The sequence below is a fragment of the Micromonospora sp. NPDC047740 genome (genome assembly GCF_043204735.1).
Lineage (GTDB): Bacteria > Actinomycetota > Actinomycetes > Mycobacteriales > Micromonosporaceae > Micromonospora.
Genome location: NZ_JBIDCT010000003.1, coordinates 258652 through 279052 on the forward strand (window position 1 = coordinate 258652; position 20401 = coordinate 279052).

Sequence of the window (20401 nt, forward strand, 5' to 3'; positions counted from 1 at the left end):
ATTATTGCCAGAGGCTAATCGGACACCACCTGTGTCGGCGCTTCGGCGCCGGGTGATATCCGGATTGCCAGATGAGCTGACCGACCGTGGGAGTGCCGGTCGGGCAGCGGGAGGAACGATCGGCAGGCCGAGCCGATCTACGACGGCTTCCAGCCGAGCAGGCGTTCGTCGTGCTGGAAGCCCAGGCGCTCGTAGAAGCGCACCGCCCGGTCACTCGCGTGGACGGTCACGTGCTCCAGCGCCAACCCGCCCGCCTCGGCCAGCACGGCCTCCAGCAGCGCCGCACCGATCCCGCTGTCGCGCAGCTCAGGCACCACGTACACCGACTGGACATCGCCGCTGCGCCGATGTCGCCGCGCCGGAGTGGGTACCCGGTCGGCCACCATCAGCCAGGCCATACCCACCGCCTCATCGTCCACTTCGGCGAGGAACGGCCGGTGGGCCGACAGATGATCGGCGATCCAGGCGGAGAACGCCGCCAGGAACGCCCGTACGAGCAGTGGTACCGCTCCCTGGTCCGTTCCGCTCCCAGCGCCCGTGCGAATAGAGAGCCTTTGGTCGCGCTGACCACGCATTCGTCGCCGCCGACGGAACACGACAGCGGAACCAGCACGTCCTCCTCCGCCAGGCCGGCCACGTCGGTGGCGAACTCGGTGACCGCCAACTGCATCCCGCCGCAGGTGCCCAGCAGGGGGATGCCGGCCCGGCGGGCGATGCCGGCGGCGGCCGTGATCCCGGTCTCGCTCTGGTAGGGACTGCCAGTCAGCCACACCCCGTCGAAGCCCGCCAGGGACTCGTCGACCCTGGTGGTCGGGATCCAGGTTGCCTCGACGTCCGGCCCGAGCCCGGCGATGGCGCGGGCGACCGGAGCCTGTCCCGCGGCATCGAGCAGGTGATCTCCGACCAGCGCGAGACGAGCGGGGGAAGCCATTCGGCAATCATGCTCGAATCGGACGCACCCACTGCCCCGCCGGCCGCCTGTTCGTCACGTGTGCCTGACGGCCCGCAGTGCCGCGACGCAGGCAGCCACCGCGGGGTGGCCGCCCGCGCCCCTCCGGTACGCGACCCGGGTGCGTCGTTTGATGGCGAGGGGTACGAGGCGGACCCCGGCGGGCGGTTGCCCGACGGCGAGCTGGGGCACCAGCCCGACGCCCTGGCCGGCGGCCACCAGGGCGAGCATGGCGGCGAAGTCGTCGGCGTGGTGGCGCACGGTCGGGTGGAAGCCGGCCAGCTCGCAGGCGTGCAGGGCAAGCGAGTGGCACAGCGTTCCCTGGCTACCCACGATCCACTCCGCGTCGCGCACCGAGTGCATCGGGTCGCCGTCCGGGTCGCGGTCCATTTCGGCCGGTAGGGCGAGGAACACCAGCTCGTCGAGGAGCGGCGCCGAATCCAGCGCCGGGTCCGGCTCGACCGGCACGATGTCGTAGTCGTGCAGGAGGGCCACGTCGAGGCGGCGGTCGCGCAGCGCGTCGGGCACGGCGACCGGGTCCAGCTCGGTGACCATCAGGTCGAGCGCGGGATGGTCGCGGGCCAGCGCGACCAGGGCCGGCAGCAGCAGAGTACGCACGGCGCTCGGATACGCGCCGATGCGTACCGTGCCGGAGAGCCCGCCGCGGGCGGCAGCGAGGGTGGCGTCGGCCGCCTCGAGAGCGGCGAGGACAACCTCGGTGTGCCGGACCAGCGCCTCGCCGGTCGGGGTGAGGTTGACCCGGCGGCCGGCGCGTTCCAGCAGCTGGACGCCGGTCTCCCGTTGCAGCGTGGCGAGCTGCTGGGAGACGGCCGACGGCGTGTAGGTGTGCGCCTCCGCGACGGCGGCGATCGTGCCGAGCCGGGCCAGGTCACGCAGCAGGCGCAGGCGGCGGACGTCGAGCATAAGCTCAGCTTACGTATCCGTTGAGTAACCGGAACTGGTTCTTCACTGTCCACGGTCGCACGCTGGAGGCATGAGACCGACGGGACTGTACGTACCGCTGATCACGCCGTTCGACGAGCGAGGCGCCGTCGCCGTCGACGTGCTGACCGCCCTCGCCCACGAGGTGCTGGCAGCCGGGGCCGCCGGCCTCGTCGCCCTGGGCACCACCGGCGAGCCGCACGCGCTCGATGACGCCGAACGGCGTCGCGTGGTCGACGCCGTCGCCGCGGTCTGCCGGGAGCGCCCGGCCGGCCTCCTCGTCGGCGCGCACACCATCGACGCGCTGCGGGCGCTCGCCGAACGGCCCGAGGTCACGGCGGCGCTCTGCCTGGTGCCACCGTTCCTGCGGCCCGGCGAGGAGGCCGTGCTCGCCCACCTCGCCCGGCTGGCCGAGGCGTCCCCGCTGCCGCTGGTCGTCTACCACGTCCCGTACCGCACCGGGCAGCAGCTCTCCGCCGGCGTGCTGCACCGGCTGGCCGGACTGCCCGGGGTGGTGGGGATCAAGCATGCGGTCGGCGGCATCGACGCGGACACCGTCGCCTTCCTCGCCGACGTACCGCCGGGCTGCGCGGTGCTCGGCGGCGAGGACGCGTACATCTCGCCGTTGCTCGCCCTCGGCGGACACGGCGGCATCCTCGCCTCGGCGCACGTCGCCACCGCCGACTACGCCGCGCTGATCGCGGCCTGGCAGGCCGGGGACGTCGCCCGCGCCCGGCCGCTCGGCCACCGGCTCGCCACCCTCTCGGCGGCGCTCTTCGCCGAACCCAACCCGTCGGTGATCAAGGCGGTACTGCACGCCCGAGGACGCATCCCGACGCCGGCGGTCCGCCCGCCGCTGCTGCCGGCGACGCCGGCGGCCACGGCGCGGGCCCTGCGGTGCGTGGACGAGCTGACCGGGGTGCCGGCGTGACCGCGATCGACGGCACCGGCGCTGGTCCGGGCCCTGGTGCGCCGGATTGCCGACGAGGCGGCGGTCGTGCTCAGCGGGCTGGCTCCCGCCCGGCTGGACGTGCCGCGGGGGGACGGCGACGGGGGCCGGTCCCAGGATGGGACCGGCCCCCGTGCGGGGCGTCGCGGCTTAGGGCTTCCAGGAGCCGGCCGTCTCCAGCCGGTGCTCGTACTCCAGGGTGCCGTTCTTGTCCTTGACGTCGAAGACGAGCTGGCCGGTGCGCTTGCTGCCGCTCGCCAGGTCGTTGCCCGAGCCGAGCAGCTTGCCGCACCCGGAGAGCGCCCCCGCCACGCCGTTCGCCTCGCTGCCGTCGGCGCCGATCCACTTGAAGTAGAACGGGTTGATCGAGCCGGTGCCCTTGGTGACCTCGGCGGTCACGTCGGCGATCAGGTACATGCCGTTCTTCGGCCCCGGCATGTACGCCTGGCAGGCCTTGTCCTTGGTCCGGAAGTTGCTGACAGTGATCTCGACCGTGCCGTCGTCGTCGTTGATGATCAGTGTGTCGCCCGGCTTCATGTTGAACGTCTCGCCGTCGGTCTGCCCGGCCTCCGGCGTCGGCTCCGACCCACGCGTGGGCGCGTCGTAGGACACCGCCGGGGTGGGCAGGCTCTCGACCGCGTCCTGGGCCTTCTTGGCGCCGCTGTAGATCGCGAAGATGCCGCCGCCGCAGCAGAGCAGCAACAGGACCGCCGCGATGATGCCGACGATGATCCAGACGTTCTTGTTGGACTTCTTGGCCGGCGGCGCGCCGAACGGCTGGCCGGGCGCCGGCGGGTACGCCCCACCCGCCGGGTAGGCCCCACCCGGCGGGTACGGCGTCCCGGAGCCCGGCGGCTGCGGCGGGTAGGGCGTCCCGGAGGTCGGCGGGTACGGCGGTTGCGGCGTGCCGGCGACCGGCGGGAACGGCGTGGTCGGCGGCTGCGGGGCGGCCGGCGGCGGGTACGGTGCCCCCGACATCGGCGGCTGTGGTGCCCCGGAGACGGGCGGCTGCGGTGCTCCGGAGACCGGCGGCTGTTGTGCCCACGGGCTGTCCGGCGCGGGCGGGGGCGCGTACGGGCTGTCCGGCACCGGCGGCATCGGCGCGGTGGGGAACGGCTGGGTCGGCGGTTCCGGGGGCTGCTGGTTCGGGTCGTGCGGCCCGAACGGAGGCTGAGGGTGGCTCACCGGTCTCCTTGGCGCCTTCGAAGCTCTTCAGTCGGGAAGACGGTACAAGCCGCCGCCAAGCTGTCCGTCAGGACGTCACCGGGGTCCCAGGACGGCGGCGCTGCGGACCAGTTCGGCGTCCACCGCGAACCGGCCGGTGACCGATGCCGGTGGATCGGTGGCCGGGGCCGCGGCGAGCCGCGCCGGGGCGATCCGGGCGGTGAACGTCCTGGCCTCGGGGTCGATCGTGACCCGGGCGTCGTGGAAGTCCAGCCAGGTCCCGACGACCGGGTGCCAGACCTTGTAGACGGTCTCCTTGATGCTGAACAGCACGGTCGGCCAGGGGACGCCGGCCGGCAGCCGGGCCAGGTCGGCCTCCTCCTCGGGCAGGCAGATCGCCCGGCGTACCCCCGGGTTGAGCTCCCGGTGGCGCTCGGCGTCCATGCCCACCGAGCGGACCTCGGTGGCCCGGGCGGCGGCCGCCGCGCAGTAACCCCGGGTGTGGGTGATGGTGCCGACCACCCCGGCCGGCCACACCGGGGACCGGTCGGGTGCCGACGGGACCGGGGCGGCCGGCAGCCCGAGTCCGGCCAGGGCCCGGCGGGCGCACATCCGGCCGGCGGTGAAGTCCCGGCGCCGGCTCTCCACCGCGTGGTCGCTGAGGCAGGCCGACTCGGCGGGGAGCAGTGTGCCGGACCAGTCCCCGGGGCCGGCCACGGCCACCGCGACCGCCGGTGGCAGGAGGTCACGCATCGTTCGCCCCCGATGCGCGTTGGCACAGGTAGGGAGGGACTTCTGCCCCCTCGGGGAAGTTGACGGCGGCCATGGACGGTGAACGTACCGCAACGATGTAACGCCGGAGCGTCCCGGGACGCTGTAGGGGAGTCAACGGGGCGGGGAACCTCTCAGGAGCAAATACGTCCACATGGGAAGGAACAGCCGATGACGCCTGGTGCGGAGGCGTCGGGACCACAGCCGGACGAGCACACGCCGGTGACCCCCGACTGGACTTGCAACTCCTGCGGCGACGACTGGCCGTGCACCACCAAGCGGAGCCGGCTGCTGGCCGAATACCGGGTGGACCGCGCCTCGTTGACCGTCTATCTCGGCTCCTGCCTGGCCGCCGCCACGCGGGACCTGCGGGCCGTGCCGGTGTCGTCGCTTCAGGACCGGTTCATCGGCTGGGTGCCGCGGAGCCCGCGCACCACCTGACCGTCGCCTCCGGTAGCCGCCGCGTTCGGGTCCGCGGCGGCCACCGGGTGCGGGTCAGGGTCGGCGGGGTCGCCGGGTGAGCGCGAAGCCGACCACGCCCGCCACGGCGGCGAGCACGCCACCGGCGGTGGTCCAGACCCAGCGCGAGCCGGCCTCGGGGAGCCAACCGGTGAGGCTGAGCTCCTCCTCGGCGACCGGCTCGGGTGTCGGCTCGGCGGTGAGCAGCGTCCCGGCCCGGGTGTTGGGCACCAGCGGTGCCGCCAACTTCCCGTCGTCGCCGGACGTGCCGCCATCGCCGTCGACGCTGATCAGCAGGTCCACGTCGATCGGCAGGCCCAGGTCGGGCTCGGGCAGCTCGGTCACGGAGAGCCGGACGTAGTAGGTGCCCGGCAGCGGGTCGCCGGACCACGGCTCGGCCCAGGGCCGGACCCGGCGCAGCGTGCAGCCGAGGGTGACGCCGGTCGCGGTCGCGTCGGCGGTCGGGGTCTGCGCGCCGGCCGTGCAGGCCTGCCTGCGGCGCAGCCCGTCGAAGACCTCGACGGTCCAGGTGGACGGGCCGGTGCGGCCCTTCGGGAAGGCGACGTTGGCGCCGATCTCGTGGGTCTGCCCGGCCTCCGCGCGGAACGACCAGTAGAGGTGGTCGCCGGTCGACGCGCCGACCTGGACCGGCTGGCCGGCGGCGATGGCGGTGGCGGTCAGGAACGAGGTGCCGGCCTTGGTGACCGTGGCGGCGCCCGGCGACGGGGTGGGCTCGGCCGAGGCGGCGGCCGGGGTGAGGGTCAGCCCGATGGCGGCCAGCGCCGCCGCGGAGCGGATCAGGGTACGCATCCTCAGTTCTCCCTCCAGGTGGCGACCCACCAGCGGGTGAGCAGCCCGGCGACCAGCCCGGTGACCAGCCCGGCCAGGGTGAGCAGGAGCAGCAGTGTCCAGCCGCGGCCGAGGTCCGGCCCGTCCGGGGCGGGGGACGCGGCGACCACGTCGACGGTCAGCTCCACCGGCATGCCGGGGGTGACCTGGGTGCCGGGGCGTGCGGCGAAGGAGTTGCTGACCACGAGGCACACCGTCTCGGCGGTCTGCGTACCGCTGGGGCTCGGGGTGGGGGTGTCCTCGGCCGCGGACCAGCGCAGGCCGGTGGAGATCACGTCGGTCCGTCCGCTGCCGGCGTCCACGCCCCGGACGAGTTCCCGTCCGTCCGGGGCGGTGGCCCGCAGCAGTACGCCGTAGTCGGGGTTGACCGGCCGGTCCAGTGCGACGCTGACCGAGGCTCGCAGTTCCTGGCCGGGACGCACCGGCACCCGGTACCAGCGGTGCTCGGAGAACGCCTCCCGGTCGGTGTAGACGCCGGGGCCGAGCAGCGGCGCGTTGGCACACTCGGCCGACCCGCCGACCACCGTCGGGGTGGCGGTGTAGGTGTCCCGGGCCCGGTCCACGAGCTGCTTGATCCGGCCGGTCAGTTCGTCCGCGCTCTGCGCCGCCGTGTAGGTGCCGCCGGTCGCGCCGGCGATGCAGAGCAGCTGCCGGCGTACCTTCTCGTCGGGGGCGAGGCCGAGGGTGTCGACGACCAGCTTGGTGCCTTGGGCGGCCAGCTCGCGGGCCACCTCGCAGGGGTCGGGCGGGGCGCAGGTGTCCTCGCCGTCGGTGATCAGCACGATCCGGCGGGCGGTGCTGCCGGTGCCGAGGTCCTGCGCGGCGGAGCGGAGCGCCAGCCCGACCGGGGTGAAGCCGGTCGGCCGGAGGGTGGCCACGGCCGCCTTGGCCTGCGTACGGTCCACCGGGCCGACCGGCACGATCTGTTGGGTGTCCAGGCAGCCCTGCTTCTTGTCCTTGCCCCGGTAGGTGGCCCCGAGCACCCGGATGCCGAGCTGGGTCTCGTCCGGCAGCGCGTCCACGACTTCGTTGAACGCCTGCTGGGCGACCGAGATCCGGCTGCGCCCGTCGATGTCGCGGGCCCGCATCGAGCCGCTGACGTCGAGGACCAGCTCGACCTTGGGCGGCTCGGCGGGGGTTTCGGGGGTGTCGTCGCCGGCCCGGGCGGGCGCCGGACCGATCAGCGCGGTCGTCGCAAGCAGTCCAATGAGGACAGCTGCCGATCTGCTCTTGTTGATCACCGGCCGAAGTGTAGTGAGATCCACTTTGGATGATCATCCGGGTGGTGGCACCCGGATGATCACCCAGCTGGTCATTGGCTGTCGGTCATCGCTGGGACATCACCCCTCCCGTGGCTAGCCGACGACGAATATTTCATCATTCGCATATCCGGATTGCAGGCCATAGAGCCGACTTAACAGACAAGCGGGAAGTTTCAGCCCTATAAGCCGTCAACGATGACGAAAGCTCCGGAGATCAACACCGGCCACGGGCCCGAGCGGTCTGGAAAGCGCTCCCCTCGGCGGGTCGGCCGGGCGGGCGCCCCCTCGGCCGGCGCGGAACGAAGCCGTAAGGCTCTCGTAAGGTCTTCGCGCCAGGCCCGTCGGCGCCACCTGCGGGCGAATCATCCTCGTGGGGGCTCGCCGGTCGGGAATCTGACCGGAGACGACCAGTTGTGCCGCTGATCCGGGGTGGTTAAGCTTCTTCTGCGCGCCCCAATCGCCCGCTTCCCCCGTGGCAGGCGATCGGGGCGCGCTTCTTTGTGTTCTCCAGCCCACCGCCGGTAGCGCCAGGGCGTCAGATCCAGCGCCCGTCCAGCCACATCCGGGCGGACCAGTCCGCGTATGTGATCAGGCGGCCCACGAAGACCGGGTAGAAGTAGGCGAAGCAGAGGCCCACCAGCAGCACGTACGCGCCCGCGATGATCCCGCCCACCAGCCGGCGGTCGGCGACGTCCGGCCCGCCCGGTGGCGCCCCCGTGCTCAGGGCGGCGGCCGGTGCCGGCGAGATGATCGCGCCCAGCACGTAGGTCACCGCCAGCACCAGGAACGGCAGCGCCGGCGCGGCGTAGAAGGAGAACATCGTCCGGCCGTCCAGCGCGAACCAGAACCAGGGCAGCAGGCCGGCGGCCACGCTCAGCAGGATCGCCCCGGCCCGCCAGTCCCGCCGGGCCAGTCCGAGCCAGGCCAGCGCCGCCAGCGCGGGCAGGAACGACCACCAGAGCAGCGGGGTGCCCAGCAGCAGGATCTCGCTCGCGCACTGCGGCGCGCCGCAGTTGCCGTCGCCGGACCAGTAGAAGGCCACCGGCCGGCCCAGCAGCAGCCACTGCCACGGCCAGGACTGGTACTTGTGCGGCTCGTCGAGCTGGGTGTGGAAGCCGTACGCGGCCTTGTGGTATTCCCACAGGTTGATCAGCGGCCCGATCACCGGGGTGTCGCTCAGCCCCGGCGTGTTCGGGTAGCGGCTGGCGAGCCGGTAGTAGCCGTCGTCGGTGAACAGCCAGCCTGACCACGTGGCGACGTAGGTGGCCACCATCAGCACCCCGGCCAGCAGCAGCCAGGGCAGCTCGTCCAGCAGGGCGTCCCGCCACGGGTGGCGTACCCCCGCCGAGCGCCGGACGCCGACCTCCCAGAAGATCACCAGCAGCGCGAAGGCCGGCACGAAGTACACGCCGCTCCACTTGACCGCGCAGGCGCAGCCGAGCAGCACCCCGGCGGCCAGCCGCCACCACGGCCAGTTCCGCCAGCCCGACGGCGGCCGGCCGGCCCGCCCCGGTGTCGACGGGTCGAGCCCCGCCGCCAGCGCCCGGGCCCAGCGGCGGCGCCGGGCGTCCCGGTCCAGCACCAGCGCGCCGAACGCGGCCAGCACGAACAGCAGCAGGAAGATGTCGAGCAGCGCGGTGCGGGAGAGCACCAGGTGGAAGCCGTCCAGGGCGAGCAGCAGGCCGGCCGCGCAGCCCAGCGCGGTGGAGCGGAACATCCGCCGGGCGATCCGGACCAGCAGCAGCACCGACAGAGTGCCGGCGACGGCCGCCGCGATCCGCCAGCCGAACTCGGGGGCGGTGGTGGTCAGGTGCCCCGGCACGGAGATCTTCGTCTCCGCGTCCTGATAGCCGAAGGCCCACTCACCGAACCCGATCAGCCACTTGCCCAGCGGCGGATGCACCACGTACGACGGGCCGTTGTCCTTGTAGTTCCACTCGACGCCCTTGTCGACCAGCCCGTAGGCGTCCCGGGCGTAGTAGATCTCGTCGAAGATCTTGCCCTTGGGGCCGCTCAGCCCGACGAGGCGCAGGATTGCCGCGATCGCCACCACGACGGCGGTGGCCAGCCAGGCGTGCCCGTCGAGGCGGGCGTCGACGGTGGCGAGCCGCCGCCGGACGACGGCCGGGACCCCACCGCCACCGGTCGTCGCTGCGGCCTGATCGGTGGCCGGCTGACCGGCGGCCGTCCGGTCCGATCCGGCCCGGCCGGCGTCCGCGCTCTGTGCTGTCGAGGCACTCGTCACCCGGCGATCGTAGGCTGCGAAGGTGCCCGGTGGCGCCCGTCGTCCCCGAGATTGGTACGGCTGTCGATGAAGGAGCGCACTCCGTGGGTGAAATGTCCGAGGTCGGACGGGTCGTGCTGCTCGGCGCCCCGCTGGGCAACCCGGCCGACGCGTCGGCCCGGTTCCGCGAGGTGCTCGCCACCGCCGACGTGGTCGCCGCCGAGGACACCCGGCGGCTCACCCGGTTGGCCCGGGACCTCGGCGTCACCGTGGCCGGCCGGATCGTCTCCTACTTCGAGGGGAACGAGGAACGGCGTACCCCGGAGCTGGTCGAGGTGCTCGCCGCCGGCTACACCGTCGCGCTGGTCACCGACGGCGGCATGCCCAGCGTCTCCGACCCCGGCTACCGGCTGGTCCGGGCCGCCCTCGACGCCGGCTTCCCGGTCACCGCGGCCCCCGGGCCGAGCGCGGTGACCACCGCACTGGCGCTCTCCGGGCTGCCCTGCGACCGGTTCTGCTTCGAAGGCTTCCTGCCCCGCACACCGGCCGCCCGCCGGTCCCGGCTGCGCGCTCTCGCCGCCGAGGAGCGCACCCTGGTCCTCTTCGAGGCCCCGCACCGGATCGCCGGCGCGCTGGCCGACCTGGCCGCCGCGTTCGGCCCGGACCGGCCGGCCGCGCTCTGCCGCGAGCTGACCAAGACCTACGAGGAGGTGGTCCGCCGGCCGCTGGGCGAGCTGGCCGAGTGGGCCGCGGCGGGCGAGCCGCGCGGCGAGATCACCCTGGTCGTGGCGGGTGCGCCGCCGGCCGCTGCGGTCCGCCCCGACGACGACACGCTGCGCGCCGCGGTGGCCGCGCGGGAGGCGGCCGGCCTGTCCCGGCGGGACGCCATCACCGAGGTGGCCGCCGAGTACGGGCTGCGCCGGCGCGAGGTCTACACCGTCGTGCACAGCTGACGGAGCCCGGTGTCTGAGTCGATGCGTGGGACGCGTCCTATTGGTTCGCGGCTGCCCTCGGGCACTCACTAGGCTTGCTGCTCATGAGTCACGTTCTCGCCGCGGTCGCCTGGCCCTACGCCAACGGTCCGCGCCACATCGGCCACGTATCCGGATTCGGCGTTCCCTCCGACGTCTTCGCCCGGTACATGCGAATGGCCGGTCACGACGTGCTCATGGTCTCCGGCACCGACGAGCACGGCACCCCGATCCAGGTGCAGGCCGACGCCGAGGGGGTCACCCCGCGCGAGCTGGCCGACCGGTACAACCGGGTGATCGCCGAGGACCTGCGGGCGCTGGGGCTGTCGTACGACCTGTTCACCCGTACCACCACCCGCAACCACTACGCCGTGGTGCAGGAGCTGTTCCTCGGGCTGCACCGTAACGGCTACATCGTCCCGAAGGTCACCACCGGGGCGATTTCCCCGTCCACCGGCCGCACCCTGCCCGACCGCTACATCGAGGGCACCTGCCCGATCTGCGGGTACGACAGCGCCCGCGGCGACCAGTGCGACAACTGCGGCAACCAGCTCGACCCGATCGACCTGATCAACCCCCGCTCGAAGATCAACGGCGAGACGCCGGAGTTCGTCGAGACCGAGCACTTCTTCCTCGACCTGCCCGCCCTGGCCGAGGCGCTGCGGCAGTGGCTGGACACCCGGGAGGGCTGGCGCCCCAATGTGCTCCGGTTCTCCCGGAACCTGCTGGACGACCTGCAGCCCCGGGCCATCACCCGGGACCTGGAGTGGGGCGTGCCGATCCCGCTCGACGGCTGGCGCGACCGGGCCGACAAGCGGATCTACGTCTGGTTCGACGCGGTCATCGGCTACCTGTCCGCCTCCATCGAGTGGGCCCGCCGCACCGGCGACCCCGAGGCCTGGCGGAAGTGGTGGTCCGCCGACGCGGAGGGCAAGGACGCCCGTGGCTACTACTTCATGGGCAAGGACAACATCGTCTTCCACTCGGTGATCTGGCCGGCGCTGCTCGGCGGCTACTCCGGCGAGGGGTCGCGCGACGGCGAGCCGGGCGAGCTGGGCCGGCTCAACCTGCCCACCGAGGTGGTCTCCAGCGAATACCTGACCATGGAGGGCCGGAAGTTCTCCTCCTCCCGCAAGGTGGTCATCTACGTCCGGGACTTCCTCGAGCGGTACGACGCCGACGCGCTGCGCTACTTCATCGCGGTCGCCGGCCCGGAGAGCAACGACACCGACTTCACCTGGTCGGAGTTCCTCCGCCGCAACAACGACGAGTTGGTCGCCGGCTGGGGCAACCTGGTCAACCGGTCCGTCTCGATGGCGGCGAAGAACTTCGGGGCGATCCCGCCGGTCGACCCGGCCGGCCTCACCGAGGCCGACGAGGCGCTGCTCGCCACCGCCCGGGCCGGCTTCGCCGTCGTCGGTGACCTGATCGCCAAGCACCGGCAGAAGCAGGCCATCGGCGAGGCGATGAAGGTGGTCGCCGAGGCCAACAAGTACCTCTCCGAGCAGGCCCCGTGGAAGCTCAAGGGCGAGGACGACAAGCCCCGGATGGGCACCATCCTGCACGTCGCCCTCCAGGTGGTCAGCGACGCCAACACGCTGCTCACCCCGTTCCTGCCGCACGCCGCCCAGAAGATCCACGAGCTGCTCGGCGGCACCGGCGTGCACGCGCCGATGCCGGTGATCGAGGAGGTGCGGGACCTCGACGGTGGGCCGGCGTACCCGGTGCTGACCGGCGACTACACGGTCGGTGCGCGCTGGGAGTCCGTACCCCTGGCGGTGGGTCGGCCGCTCGCGGCGCCGAAGCCGGTGTTCCGCAAGCTCGACCCGTCCATCGTCGACGAGGAGCTGGCCCGCCTCGCCGGCTGAGCCCGACGGACGACCGCGGCCCCGGGGACACCTCCCCGGGGCCGCGCCGTCCGCGCCGGTCAGGCGCGCGCCATCGACGGCGCGCCGATGAACTCCATGATCGCCTTGTTCACCTCGGCGGCGTTGGTCCACGGAATGCCGTGCGGGGCGCCCCGCAGAGTGATCAACTGGCTGCCCGGCAGCATCGGCTGCAACCGCTGCCCGGTCACCGGATACGGCAGCACCGCGTCCTTGTCGCCCTGCACGATCAGCACCGGCACGTCGATCCGGCCCAGGTCGCCCCGGAAGTCCGTCAGCCAGGCGTCGACACAGTCGTGGGTGCCCTTCGCCGACGCCCGGGTGCCGATCTCCCAGTGCGCCCGGAACGCCTCCTCGCTGACCGACTTCCCCTTGTTCTCGTCGTAGTTGAAGAAGCTGTTGCAGAACTGGGTCAGGTAGGCGAAGCGGTCGTTGAGGATGGCCTGCTGGAAACCGTCGAAGAGGCTCTTGTCCACGCCCTCCGGGTTGTCCGGCGTCTTCAGCAGGAACGGCGCGATCGGGGCCAGCAGCACCGCCCGGTCCACCCGGCTCGACCCGTACGTGCCCAGGTAGCGGGTCACCTCGCCGGTGCCCATCGAGTGTCCGACCAGGATCGCGTTGCGCAGGTCGAGCTCCGTCATCAGCACGTCCAGGTCGGCCGCGAAGGTGTCGTAGTCGTACCCCGCGGTCGGTTGGGCGGAACTGCCGAAACCGCGCCGGTCGTAGGTGATCGTCCGGTATCCGGCGTTCAACAGCGGGATGGACACCTTCTCCCAGGTCGCCCCGTTGAACGGGAAACCGTGGATGAGCACGACCGGCTGCCCGGTGCCGTGGTCCTCGTAGTACAGGTCGATGGGCGCGGAGTTCTCCGTGCCGACGGTGATGAAGGGCATCTCGGGTCTCCTGAGCTGGGGTGCATCGGACCCCGGCGGATTCCCGCGCCGACGGCGGTTATGCCGCGCGGTACGGCAGGTCGACCACCCGGTCGTCGGTCACCTCGGTGCCCGGCGCCCACGCCTCGTAGACGCCCCGCTCGTGGCACTGCGCCCCGGTGGTGGCCACCGAGTCCGGATCCGGCCGGCACAGCCGCAGCCGCAGCCAGCCCGACTCCTCGCGCAGCACCAGGCAGGGCACCCCGCGCCAGGTGGCGTACCGCAGCCGCCGGGCCGCCGACTCCACCGGGTACCGGGCCGCCCGGGTCATCGCCAGGACGCGGAAGCCGCCCGGCTGGTCGGCCACCGCCTCGTACTCGTTGCCGCCGTACGCGCCGACGAGCCGGGTGGAGCGCGGCGCGTCACCGGTCGGCACGTACTCCTGGTCGGGGGAGAGCCCGGGCACCGCCGCGAGCAGGTGCCGCCACTGCCGGCCGACCAGGCGCAGCCAGCCCCGCTGCTCCGCCTGGTAGGTGTAGAGCACCACCTCCACCCCGTCCGCCGGATAGGCGAGCAGGGTGGCGTTCGCCGGCATCGGCAGGTCGGCGAAGTCCCGGGTGACGAACTCCGGGACGAGTTGGCCGTTGCTCGGCACGAAGCCGGTACCCAGCACCGGCGGCCCCAGCCGGTCCCGCGGCGGCAGCGCGGTGAGCCCCTGGTGCGCCGGGCCGACCGGCACGTCGAAGTCGGTAGGGTCGGCGGCCCGCCAGCGCAGCGCGTAGGCCACGTCGCCGCCCTCGCCGTCGCCGCGCAGCACCGCCATCCCGGCCGGGGTACGCAGGTGCGCCACGTCGTGCTCCCGGTAGCAGAAGCCGTGCGGCAGCCAACCCCGCACATAGCCGGCGAGCTGGCGGGCGGAGAGCACCTTCACCATCCGGGTGCCCGGCCGGATCACCGCCGAGGCGCGTACCGCGGCGAGCGTCGGGTCGCCGGCCGCGGCCGGCTGCTGGCTGAGCTGGTGCAGGTGGGCCCAGCCGTGCGTGCGGTGCACCGGCATCAGCAGCGGCGGGTCCGCGTCCTCGGTCGGCTCGGCCGCCCCGTGCACCGCGCTCACCTCGCTGACGTGCACGAACTTCCGCCACGGGTACGCCACACCCGGCCGGGGCGCCCACTCGAAGCCGGGCACCTCCTCGGCGCTGAACAGCTCGTACGCCGCGCCCCGCGCGATCTCCTCCGCCGGGTGCACCCGGCCCTCGTACGTGACGTGCAGGCCGGTCCGCTCGGAGGCGGCCCCGCCAGCCTGAGGGGTCACACTCATGGCGTCACGATCGCTGCACGGATCGTCCGCCCGCTCCGGTGCCCGATGGTTCGCGCGTTCCGCTCAGTCACGCTGCGACGGTAGGTTCGCGCTGGGTAGTGGAGATGAACACGAGGTGGCGGGCGGGTGGACCCGGCCAGTGTGTGATCCTTTGGTTGATGACCGAGCCAACCGAACAGCTGAGCGAGCGGACCGAGACCCGCAAGCAACGGGCCGCCCGCCGGGCCGGGGAGTTCCCGCCCGCCCCCGAGGCGCTGCCCCGTCCCGTGCTGGACAGCCACACCCACCTCGACATCACCGTCAGCGAGGCCGGCGTACCCGGGGGTGGACCCGCCGACGACCCGGTCGGCGCGGTCATCGCGGTGGCCGCGGGCGTCGGCGTGGACCGGCTGGTCCAGGTCGGCGTGGACGTCGAGTCGTCCCGTTGGGGCGCCGACGTCGCCGAGCGCTACGGAGCCGTGCTGGCCACCGTCGCGCTGCACCCGAACGAGGCGCCCCGCCTGGCCGACCTGGACGAGGCGCTGCGCGAGATCGAGGCCCTGGCCGCCCGCGACCGGGTACGCGGCGTCGGCGAGACCGGGATGGACTTCTTCCGTACCGGGGACGAGGGGCGGGCCGCCCAGGAGGAGAGCTTCCGCGCGCACATCGCCATCGCCAAGCGGTACGGCAAGGCCCTCGTCATCCACGACCGGGACGCGCACGCCGACGTGCTGCGCATCCTCGACGACGAGGGCGCCCCGGACACGGTGGTGCTGCACTGCTTCTCCGGCGACGCCGACTTCGCCCGCGAGTGTGTCCGCCGGGGCTACCTGCTCAGCTTCGCCGGCACGGTCACCTTCGGCAGTGCCGGCGCGCTGCGCGAGGCCGCCACGGTGACCCCGGTCGACCAGCTGCTGGTGGAGACCGACGCCCCGTACCTGACCCCGATGCCGCATCGGGGGCGGCCGAACGCGTCGTACCTGATCCCGCTGACGGTCCGGTTCCTGGCCGCGACCACCGAGACCGACGTCGACGAGCTCTGCGCCGCGATCTCCGCGACCGGCGATCGCGTCTTCGGCCCGTGGTGACCGGAGGGGCCCGTTCTTGACCGGGGCCCCTCCTTGCCACCCGGCAAGGCCGCATACGCTACGGGGCGTGACCGGCCTCCTCGGCCCGGCGGAGATCCGGGAGCTCGCCGCGCGCCTCGGCGTGACGCCGACCAAGAAGCTCGGCCAGAATTTCGTGCACGATCCGAACACCGTCCGCCGGATCGTCACCACCGCCGGGCTCGCCCCGGACGACGTGGCGCTGGAGGTCGGCCCCGGGCTCGGCTCGCTCACCCTGGCCCTGCTCCCGGTCGCCGCGCACGTGCACGTCGTGGAGATCGACCCGGCGCTGGCCGCCGCGCTGCCGGAGACCGCCGCCCGGTTCGCCGGCCCGGACGCCGCCCGGCTCACCGTCCACCCCGCCGACGCGCTCCGGGTCAGCGCCGCCGACCTGGCGGAACCCGCCCCCACCGCGCTGGTGGCGAACCTGCCGTACAACGTCGCCGTGCCGGTGGTGCTGCACCTGCTCGCCGAGCTGCCCACCCTGCGGCACGGCCTGGTCATGGTGCAGAAGGAGGTCGCCGACCGGCTCGTCGCCGGTCCCGGCTCCAAGGTGTACGGCGTCCCGTCGGTCAAGCTCGCCTGGTACGCCAGGGCCCGGGCCGCCGGCAAGGTCCCGCCGAACGTGTTCTGGCCGGTGCCGAACGTCGACTCCGGGCTGGTCGCCTTCACCCGCCGGGAGCCGCCCCGCGCCGACGTCCGCCGGGAGGCGGTCTTCGCGGTGGTCGACGCGGCGTTCGCGCAGCGCCGCAAGACTCTGCGCGCCGCCCTGGCCGGCTGGGCCGGCGGCGCCGACCGGGCGGCCGCGGTGCTCACCGCCGCCGGCGTCGACCCGGGTGCCCGTGGCGAGTCGCTGACCGTGGAGCAGTTCGCCGCCATCGCCGCGTCGGCCCCGGCCGTCCCCGCCGTCGCCCAGTAGGCTGGGCGCCGTTGCCCGACCCGCCGAGGAGTTGATCGTGGAGAAGCCGTTCGACATCCGCCTGCGCCCACGGGACATCGCCCCGTGACCGAGGCCTGGCGACCGGACGACGAGGACGGGCAGCGGCGCGGGGCCAGCGGGCCGGTGAAGGTCCGGGTGCCCGCCAAGATCAACCTGCATCTCGGGGTGGGGCCGCTGCGCCGGGACGGCTTCCACGAGCTGAACACCGTCTACCACGCGATCTCGATCCACGACGAGTTGACCGCCCGCCGGGGCGACACGCTCACCCTCACCATGGAGGGCGAGGGCGCCGGCGAGCTGGCCCTGGACGACACGAATCTGGTGATCCGAGCCGCCCACGCCCTCGCCGGGTACGCGGGCGTCCCGCCGCACGCCCGGCTGCACCTGCGCAAGCAGATCCCGCTCGCCGGCGGGCTGGCCGGCGGCAGCGCCGACGCGGCGGCCACCCTGGTCGCCTGCGACGCGCTCTGGGGCACCGGGCTGTCCCGCGACGAGCTGGCCGGCATCGCCGCCGACCTCGGCTCGGACGTGCCGTTCCTGATCCACGGCGGCACCGCGCTGGGCACCGGTCGGGGCGAGGCGGTCAGCCCGGTGCTGGCCCGCCCCACGTCGTGGCACTGGGTGGTGGCGATCGCCGAGGGCGGCCTCTCCACCCCCGCCGCCTACCGGGAACTGGACCGGCTGCGCGACACCGGCAGCGCCGGGGAGCCGCTGGGCAGCACCGACACGCTGCTCGCCGCGCTGCGCCAGCGCGACCCCCGGGTGCTGGCCGCCGCGCTCGGCAACGACCTTCAGGCCGCCGCGCTCACCATGCGCCCCACGCTCGCCGAGACCCTCAAGGCCGGCGAGGCGGCCGGCGCGCTCGCCGGAATCGTCTCCGGCTCCGGGCCGACCTGCGTCTTCCTCACCGCGAACGAGACCGACGCCGGGCGGATCGCCGCCGAGCTGGCGGCCGCCGGGGTCTGCCGGGAGGCCCGGGTGGCCCACGGCCCGGTGGCCGGCGCCCGCACCGTCTGAACCTGCCGGACGTCCGACCCGGCCTGGCCCGACCCGGCCTGGCCCGACCCGGCCTGGCCAGGTCCGGCCCGTTCGGTTCGGCCCGTTCGGTCCGGCCCGCCCGGTCGAGCAAGATCGACTTGGCGTCGCCGATGTGGCGGTGTCCCGGCGGCCCGGACACCGCCGGGTCGGCGACCTCGTGCACCGGACCATCCGGCGGCCGGAACAAACCGGGCGGCAGCGGTCGTTGACCCGCGTCGGGGCCTGACGTCCGTCGGGCGGACCCGCGTACCCTGAGGGGCCAGGCGTCCCGAGGTGCCCGCCCGCACCGGGACGCCTTGATCATGGAAGGTGGGGAAGTGGCCAACATCGTCAACCTGGACCGGGTGTCCAAGGGGTACGGCGCTGCCGGGCCGCTGCTCACCGACGTCTCGCTCGGTCTCGACGACGCCGACCGGGTCGGCGTGGTCGGCCTCAACGGGGCCGGCAAGTCCACCCTGCTGCGGCTGCTCACCCGCACCGAGGAACCCGACGACGGCCGGGTCACCCACCGTCGCGACCTGCGCGTGTCCTGGCTGCCGCAGAGCCTGAACCTGGCCCCCGAGGCCACCGTCCGGGACGTCGTCCTCGGCACCGCCTGGCTCGGCGAGAGCATGGGCGCCGAGCACGAGTGGGCCGGCGACGCCGGCGTGCGGGCCATCCTCGACGGCCTCGGCATGCCCCACCTCGGCCTCGACGCGCCCGTCGGCCCGATGTCCGGCGGCGAGCGCCGCCGCGTCGCGCTCGCCGCGCTGCTGGTCCGCGACGCCGACCTGCTCATCCTCGACGAGCCCACCAACCACCTCGACGTCGGCGGCGTCGACTGGCTGGCCCGGCACCTGGTCACCCGCAAGGGCGCCCTCGTCGTGGTCACCCACGACCGGTGGTTCCTCGACGCCGTCTGCACCACCACCTGGGAGGTCGCCGACCAGACCGTCCGGGCGTACGAGGGCGGCTTCGCCGCCTGGATCCTCGCCCGGGCCGAGCGGCAGCGGGTCGCCGCCGCCACCGAGGCCCGCCGGCAGAACCTGCTCCGCAAGGAGATCGCCTGGCTGCGCCGCGGCGCGCCCGCCCGGACCTCCAAGCCGAAGTTCCGGATCGACGCGGCCAACGCGCTCATCGCCGACGTCCCGCCGCCGCGCGACACCATGTCGCTGCAACGGCTCGCCACCGCCCGGCTCGGCAAGCAGGTGTACGACCTGGACCAGGTCACCCTGCACGCCGGCCCGAAGGAGATCCTGCACGACGCCACCTGGCAGGTCGGCCCCGGCGACCGGATCGCCATCCTCGGCCGCAACGGCGCCGGCAAGACCACCCTGCTGCGGATGCTGGCCGGCGTCACCCGGCCCGACGGCGGGCGCCTCACCACCGGGCAGACCGTGCGGCCCGCCTTCCTCTCCCAGGAACTCGCCGAACTCCCCGGTCACCTGCGCGTCCTCGAGGCCGTCGAGGAGGTGGCCCGGCGCGTCCAGTTCGGCGACCGGGAGATCAGCGCCGCCCAGCTCGCCGAGATCTTCGGCTTCGACGACCGCCGGCTCTGGACCCCGGTCAGCGACCTCTCCGGCGGTGAGCGCCGCCGCCTGCAGATGCTCCGCCTGCTCGCCGGGGAACCCAATGTGCTCCTCTTCGACGAGCCCACCAACGACCTGGACACCGACACCCTCGCCGCGCTGGAGGATCTGCTCGACTCCTGGCCCGGCACGATCGTGGTGGCCAGCCACGACCGGTACCTGATCGAGCGGGTCGCCGACGTCGCGTACGGGATGTTCGGCGACGGGCGGCTCGTGCACCTGCCCGGCGGGGTCGACGAGTATCTGGCCCGGGCCGCCGCGGGCAACGGACCGGCCCCCGCCGACCTCACCCCGGCCGGGGCCGCCCCAGCCCGCGAGGGCATGTCGGCCGCGGAGGTGCGCACCGCGAAGAAGGAACTCGGCAAGCTGGAACGGCAGATCGCCAAGCTGGAGCAGAAGGAGGCCGACCTGCTCGACCAACTCGCCGCGCACGCCACCGACTACGCCCGGGTCGCCGACCTGGACGCCCAGCTGAAGGAGCTGCGGGCCGAGCGGGAACGCACCGAGGAGGCCTGGCTGACCCTCGCCGAGGAACTGCCGACCGGCTGACCTCGACACGGGTGGGGGGTGTGCGGCGTCACAGTTCGCCGTGCGGGACAATCACCCCCGACCCCTTTTCCGTTCGGTCTTGGAGACGCAGAGATGGCCCACACCCCCGTCAACCACCCCGCGCGGCCGATCTACCGGGCGATCGGCGGGCTCGTTGGTCTGTACTTCGTCGTCTTCGGCGGGCTCGGCGTCATCGTCAGCCTCGGCAACGACTTCCTCGCCCAGGACGACACCACGGTCCTCGGCCAGGGCACCAACCTCGGCTTCTCGCTCGTCTCGATCATCGTCGGCGCGCTGATCCTGCTCGGCACGGTGATCGGCCGGAACCTCGACGTGATGATCAACCAGTGGCTGTCGTACGCCCTGATGGCCCTCGGCCTGGCCGCACTGGCGTTCCTGCGCACCGACGCGAACATCCTCAACTTCAGCGTCGCGACGGTCATCGTGGTGCTGGTCCTCGCCCTGGTGCTGCTGATGGCCGGCATGTACGGCAAGGTCGGCACCGACGAGGAGCGGGAGGCCTTCGAGAAGGCTCGGCTCGTGCTCTGAGCCCCACCTGTGAAAAGGCCCGGCTCCGGCCGGGCCTTTTGCGTTTCCGGGGACGA

Annotated in this window: 19 protein-coding genes; 9 read left to right on the forward strand and 10 right to left on the reverse strand. The window is 73.4% G+C overall.

Annotated elements, in window-relative coordinates; translation table 11 throughout:
* Positions 1-137: 137 nt before the first annotated feature.
* Genes ACGF4F_RS08240 through ACGF4F_RS08250 form a run of 3 tightly spaced genes read right to left on the reverse strand, consistent with a single transcriptional unit; the run spans position 138 to position 1873 of the window.
* Positions 138-419: a GNAT family N-acetyltransferase gene (locus ACGF4F_RS08240; protein WP_357437421.1), complete on the reverse strand. Its 282-nt coding sequence runs from the start codon at positions 417-419 to the stop codon at positions 138-140.
* Entirely contained in the window at positions 386-931 is a 546-nt protein-coding gene (locus ACGF4F_RS08245; RefSeq protein ID WP_357437424.1) for a hypothetical protein, read from the reverse strand. The genes ACGF4F_RS08240 and ACGF4F_RS08245 overlap by 34 nt, the downstream gene beginning before the upstream one ends.
* Before the next feature lie 54 nt (positions 932-985).
* Complete coding sequence (locus ACGF4F_RS08250) at positions 986-1873, reverse strand: LysR family transcriptional regulator (RefSeq protein WP_357437427.1); 888 nt, start codon at positions 1871-1873, stop codon at positions 986-988.
* A 70-nt stretch (positions 1874-1943) separates the two neighbouring features.
* Between ACGF4F_RS08250 and ACGF4F_RS08255 the strand changes: the two genes are divergently transcribed.
* Positions 1944-2822 (forward strand): dihydrodipicolinate synthase family protein, encoded by an 879-nt coding sequence (locus ACGF4F_RS08255; RefSeq protein WP_357437430.1) that lies wholly within the window; start codon positions 1944-1946, stop codon positions 2820-2822.
* A gap of 168 nt (positions 2823-2990) precedes the next feature.
* Here the strand turns inward: ACGF4F_RS08255 and ACGF4F_RS08260 are convergent, their stop codons facing one another.
* Positions 2991-4025 carry a DUF4352 domain-containing protein gene (locus ACGF4F_RS08260; protein WP_357437433.1) on the reverse strand — a complete coding sequence of 345 codons (1035 nt, stop codon included), beginning with the start codon at positions 4023-4025 and terminating at the stop codon, positions 2991-2993.
* A gap of 75 nt (positions 4026-4100) precedes the next feature.
* Positions 4101-4757 (reverse strand): 4'-phosphopantetheinyl transferase superfamily protein, encoded by a 657-nt coding sequence (locus tag ACGF4F_RS08265; protein WP_357437436.1) that lies wholly within the window; start codon positions 4755-4757, stop codon positions 4101-4103.
* Between the two features lie 189 nt (positions 4758-4946).
* Between ACGF4F_RS08265 and ACGF4F_RS08270 the strand changes: the two genes are divergently transcribed.
* Complete coding sequence (locus ACGF4F_RS08270; protein ID WP_357437439.1) at positions 4947-5216, forward strand: hypothetical protein; 270 nt, start codon at positions 4947-4949, stop codon at positions 5214-5216.
* A gap of 54 nt (positions 5217-5270) precedes the next feature.
* Here ACGF4F_RS08270 and ACGF4F_RS08275 read toward each other — a convergent pair whose 3' ends face one another.
* The 3 genes from ACGF4F_RS08275 to ACGF4F_RS08285 all read right to left on the reverse strand — a co-directional run bounded on the left by ACGF4F_RS08275 (position 5271) and on the right by ACGF4F_RS08285 (position 9590).
* Positions 5271-6044 carry a peptidase gene (locus ACGF4F_RS08275; protein ID WP_357437442.1) on the reverse strand — a complete coding sequence of 258 codons (774 nt, stop codon included), beginning with the start codon at positions 6042-6044 and terminating at the stop codon, positions 5271-5273.
* 2 nt (positions 6045-6046) lie between these two features.
* Positions 6047-7324 (reverse strand): VWA domain-containing protein, encoded by a 1278-nt coding sequence (locus ACGF4F_RS08280; RefSeq protein ID WP_393075874.1) that lies wholly within the window; start codon positions 7322-7324, stop codon positions 6047-6049.
* 556 nt (positions 7325-7880) lie between these two features.
* Positions 7881-9590: a phospholipid carrier-dependent glycosyltransferase gene (locus ACGF4F_RS08285; RefSeq protein ID WP_357437447.1), complete on the reverse strand. Its 1710-nt coding sequence runs from the start codon at positions 9588-9590 to the stop codon at positions 7881-7883.
* A 92-nt stretch (positions 9591-9682) separates the two neighbouring features.
* Here ACGF4F_RS08285 and rsmI point away from each other — a divergent pair, with 92 nt between their 5' ends.
* Positions 9683-10522 (forward strand): 16S rRNA (cytidine(1402)-2'-O)-methyltransferase, encoded by an 840-nt coding sequence (gene rsmI / locus ACGF4F_RS08290; protein WP_393076094.1) that lies wholly within the window; start codon positions 9683-9685, stop codon positions 10520-10522.
* An 83-nt stretch (positions 10523-10605) separates the two neighbouring features.
* Complete coding sequence (gene metG, locus ACGF4F_RS08295; RefSeq protein ID WP_393075877.1) at positions 10606-12408, forward strand: methionine--tRNA ligase; 1803 nt, start codon at positions 10606-10608, stop codon at positions 12406-12408.
* 59 nt (positions 12409-12467) lie between these two features.
* On the opposite strand, the gene ACGF4F_RS08300 is transcribed toward metG, so the two are convergent.
* Positions 12468-13319, reverse strand: a complete 852-nt coding sequence (locus ACGF4F_RS08300; RefSeq protein WP_357437455.1) for an alpha/beta hydrolase — start codon at positions 13317-13319, stop codon at positions 12468-12470.
* 58 nt (positions 13320-13377) lie between these two features.
* Positions 13378-14616 carry a hypothetical protein gene (locus tag ACGF4F_RS08305; protein ID WP_393075880.1) on the reverse strand — a complete coding sequence of 413 codons (1239 nt, stop codon included), beginning with the start codon at positions 14614-14616 and terminating at the stop codon, positions 13378-13380.
* A 158-nt stretch (positions 14617-14774) separates the two neighbouring features.
* Here ACGF4F_RS08305 and ACGF4F_RS08310 point away from each other — a divergent pair, with 158 nt between their 5' ends.
* The 5 genes from ACGF4F_RS08310 to ACGF4F_RS08330 all read left to right on the forward strand — a co-directional run bounded on the left by ACGF4F_RS08310 (position 14775) and on the right by ACGF4F_RS08330 (position 20345).
* Entirely contained in the window at positions 14775-15683 is a 909-nt protein-coding gene (locus tag ACGF4F_RS08310; RefSeq protein ID WP_357437459.1) for a TatD family hydrolase, read from the forward strand.
* Positions 15684-15750: 67 nt separating this feature from the next.
* Positions 15751-16620: a 16S rRNA (adenine(1518)-N(6)/adenine(1519)-N(6))-dimethyltransferase RsmA gene (gene rsmA, locus ACGF4F_RS08315; RefSeq protein ID WP_357437461.1), complete on the forward strand. Its 870-nt coding sequence runs from the start codon at positions 15751-15753 to the stop codon at positions 16618-16620.
* Between the two features lie 84 nt (positions 16621-16704).
* The gene (locus ACGF4F_RS08320) at positions 16705-17658 is read left to right on the forward strand and encodes a 4-(cytidine 5'-diphospho)-2-C-methyl-D-erythritol kinase (RefSeq protein WP_357437463.1); all 954 of its coding nucleotides are present in this window, start codon (positions 16705-16707) and stop codon (positions 17656-17658) included.
* A 338-nt stretch (positions 17659-17996) separates the two neighbouring features.
* The gene (locus ACGF4F_RS08325; RefSeq protein WP_357437465.1) at positions 17997-19796 is read left to right on the forward strand and encodes an ABC-F family ATP-binding cassette domain-containing protein; all 1800 of its coding nucleotides are present in this window, start codon (positions 17997-17999) and stop codon (positions 19794-19796) included.
* Between the two features lie 93 nt (positions 19797-19889).
* Complete coding sequence (locus ACGF4F_RS08330) at positions 19890-20345, forward strand: DUF4383 domain-containing protein (protein WP_357437467.1); 456 nt, start codon at positions 19890-19892, stop codon at positions 20343-20345.
* Positions 20346-20401 lie beyond the last annotated feature (56 nt).

What these genes read in the sequence shown, in the direction of transcription:
- ACGF4F_RS08305 (WP_393075880.1), bottom strand. Translation starts at nt 14,616, where the DNA reads ATGAGTGTGACCCCTCAGGCTGGCGGGGCCGCCTCCGAGCGGACCGGC.
- metG (WP_393075877.1), top strand. Translation starts at nt 10,606, where the DNA reads ATGAGTCACGTTCTCGCCGCGGTCGCCTGGCCCTACGCCAACGGTCCG.
- ACGF4F_RS08310 (WP_357437459.1), top strand. Translation starts at nt 14,775, where the DNA reads ATGACCGAGCCAACCGAACAGCTGAGCGAGCGGACCGAGACCCGCAAG.
- ACGF4F_RS08250 (WP_357437427.1), bottom strand. Translation starts at nt 1,873, where the DNA reads ATGCTCGACGTCCGCCGCCTGCGCCTGCTGCGTGACCTGGCCCGGCTC.
- ACGF4F_RS08330 (WP_357437467.1), top strand. Translation starts at nt 19,890, where the DNA reads ATGGCCCACACCCCCGTCAACCACCCCGCGCGGCCGATCTACCGGGCG.
- ACGF4F_RS08270 (WP_357437439.1), top strand. Translation starts at nt 4,947, where the DNA reads ATGACGCCTGGTGCGGAGGCGTCGGGACCACAGCCGGACGAGCACACG.
- rsmI (WP_393076094.1), top strand. Translation starts at nt 9,683, where the DNA reads ATGTCCGAGGTCGGACGGGTCGTGCTGCTCGGCGCCCCGCTGGGCAAC.
- ACGF4F_RS08300 (WP_357437455.1), bottom strand. Translation starts at nt 13,319, where the DNA reads ATGCCCTTCATCACCGTCGGCACGGAGAACTCCGCGCCCATCGACCTG.
- ACGF4F_RS08275 (WP_357437442.1), bottom strand. Translation starts at nt 6,044, where the DNA reads ATGCGTACCCTGATCCGCTCCGCGGCGGCGCTGGCCGCCATCGGGCTG.
- ACGF4F_RS08245 (WP_357437424.1), bottom strand. Translation starts at nt 931, where the DNA reads ATGGCTTCCCCCGCTCGTCTCGCGCTGGTCGGAGATCACCTGCTCGAT.
- ACGF4F_RS08255 (WP_357437430.1), top strand. Translation starts at nt 1,944, where the DNA reads ATGAGACCGACGGGACTGTACGTACCGCTGATCACGCCGTTCGACGAG.
- ACGF4F_RS08265 (WP_357437436.1), bottom strand. Translation starts at nt 4,757, where the DNA reads ATGCGTGACCTCCTGCCACCGGCGGTCGCGGTGGCCGTGGCCGGCCCC.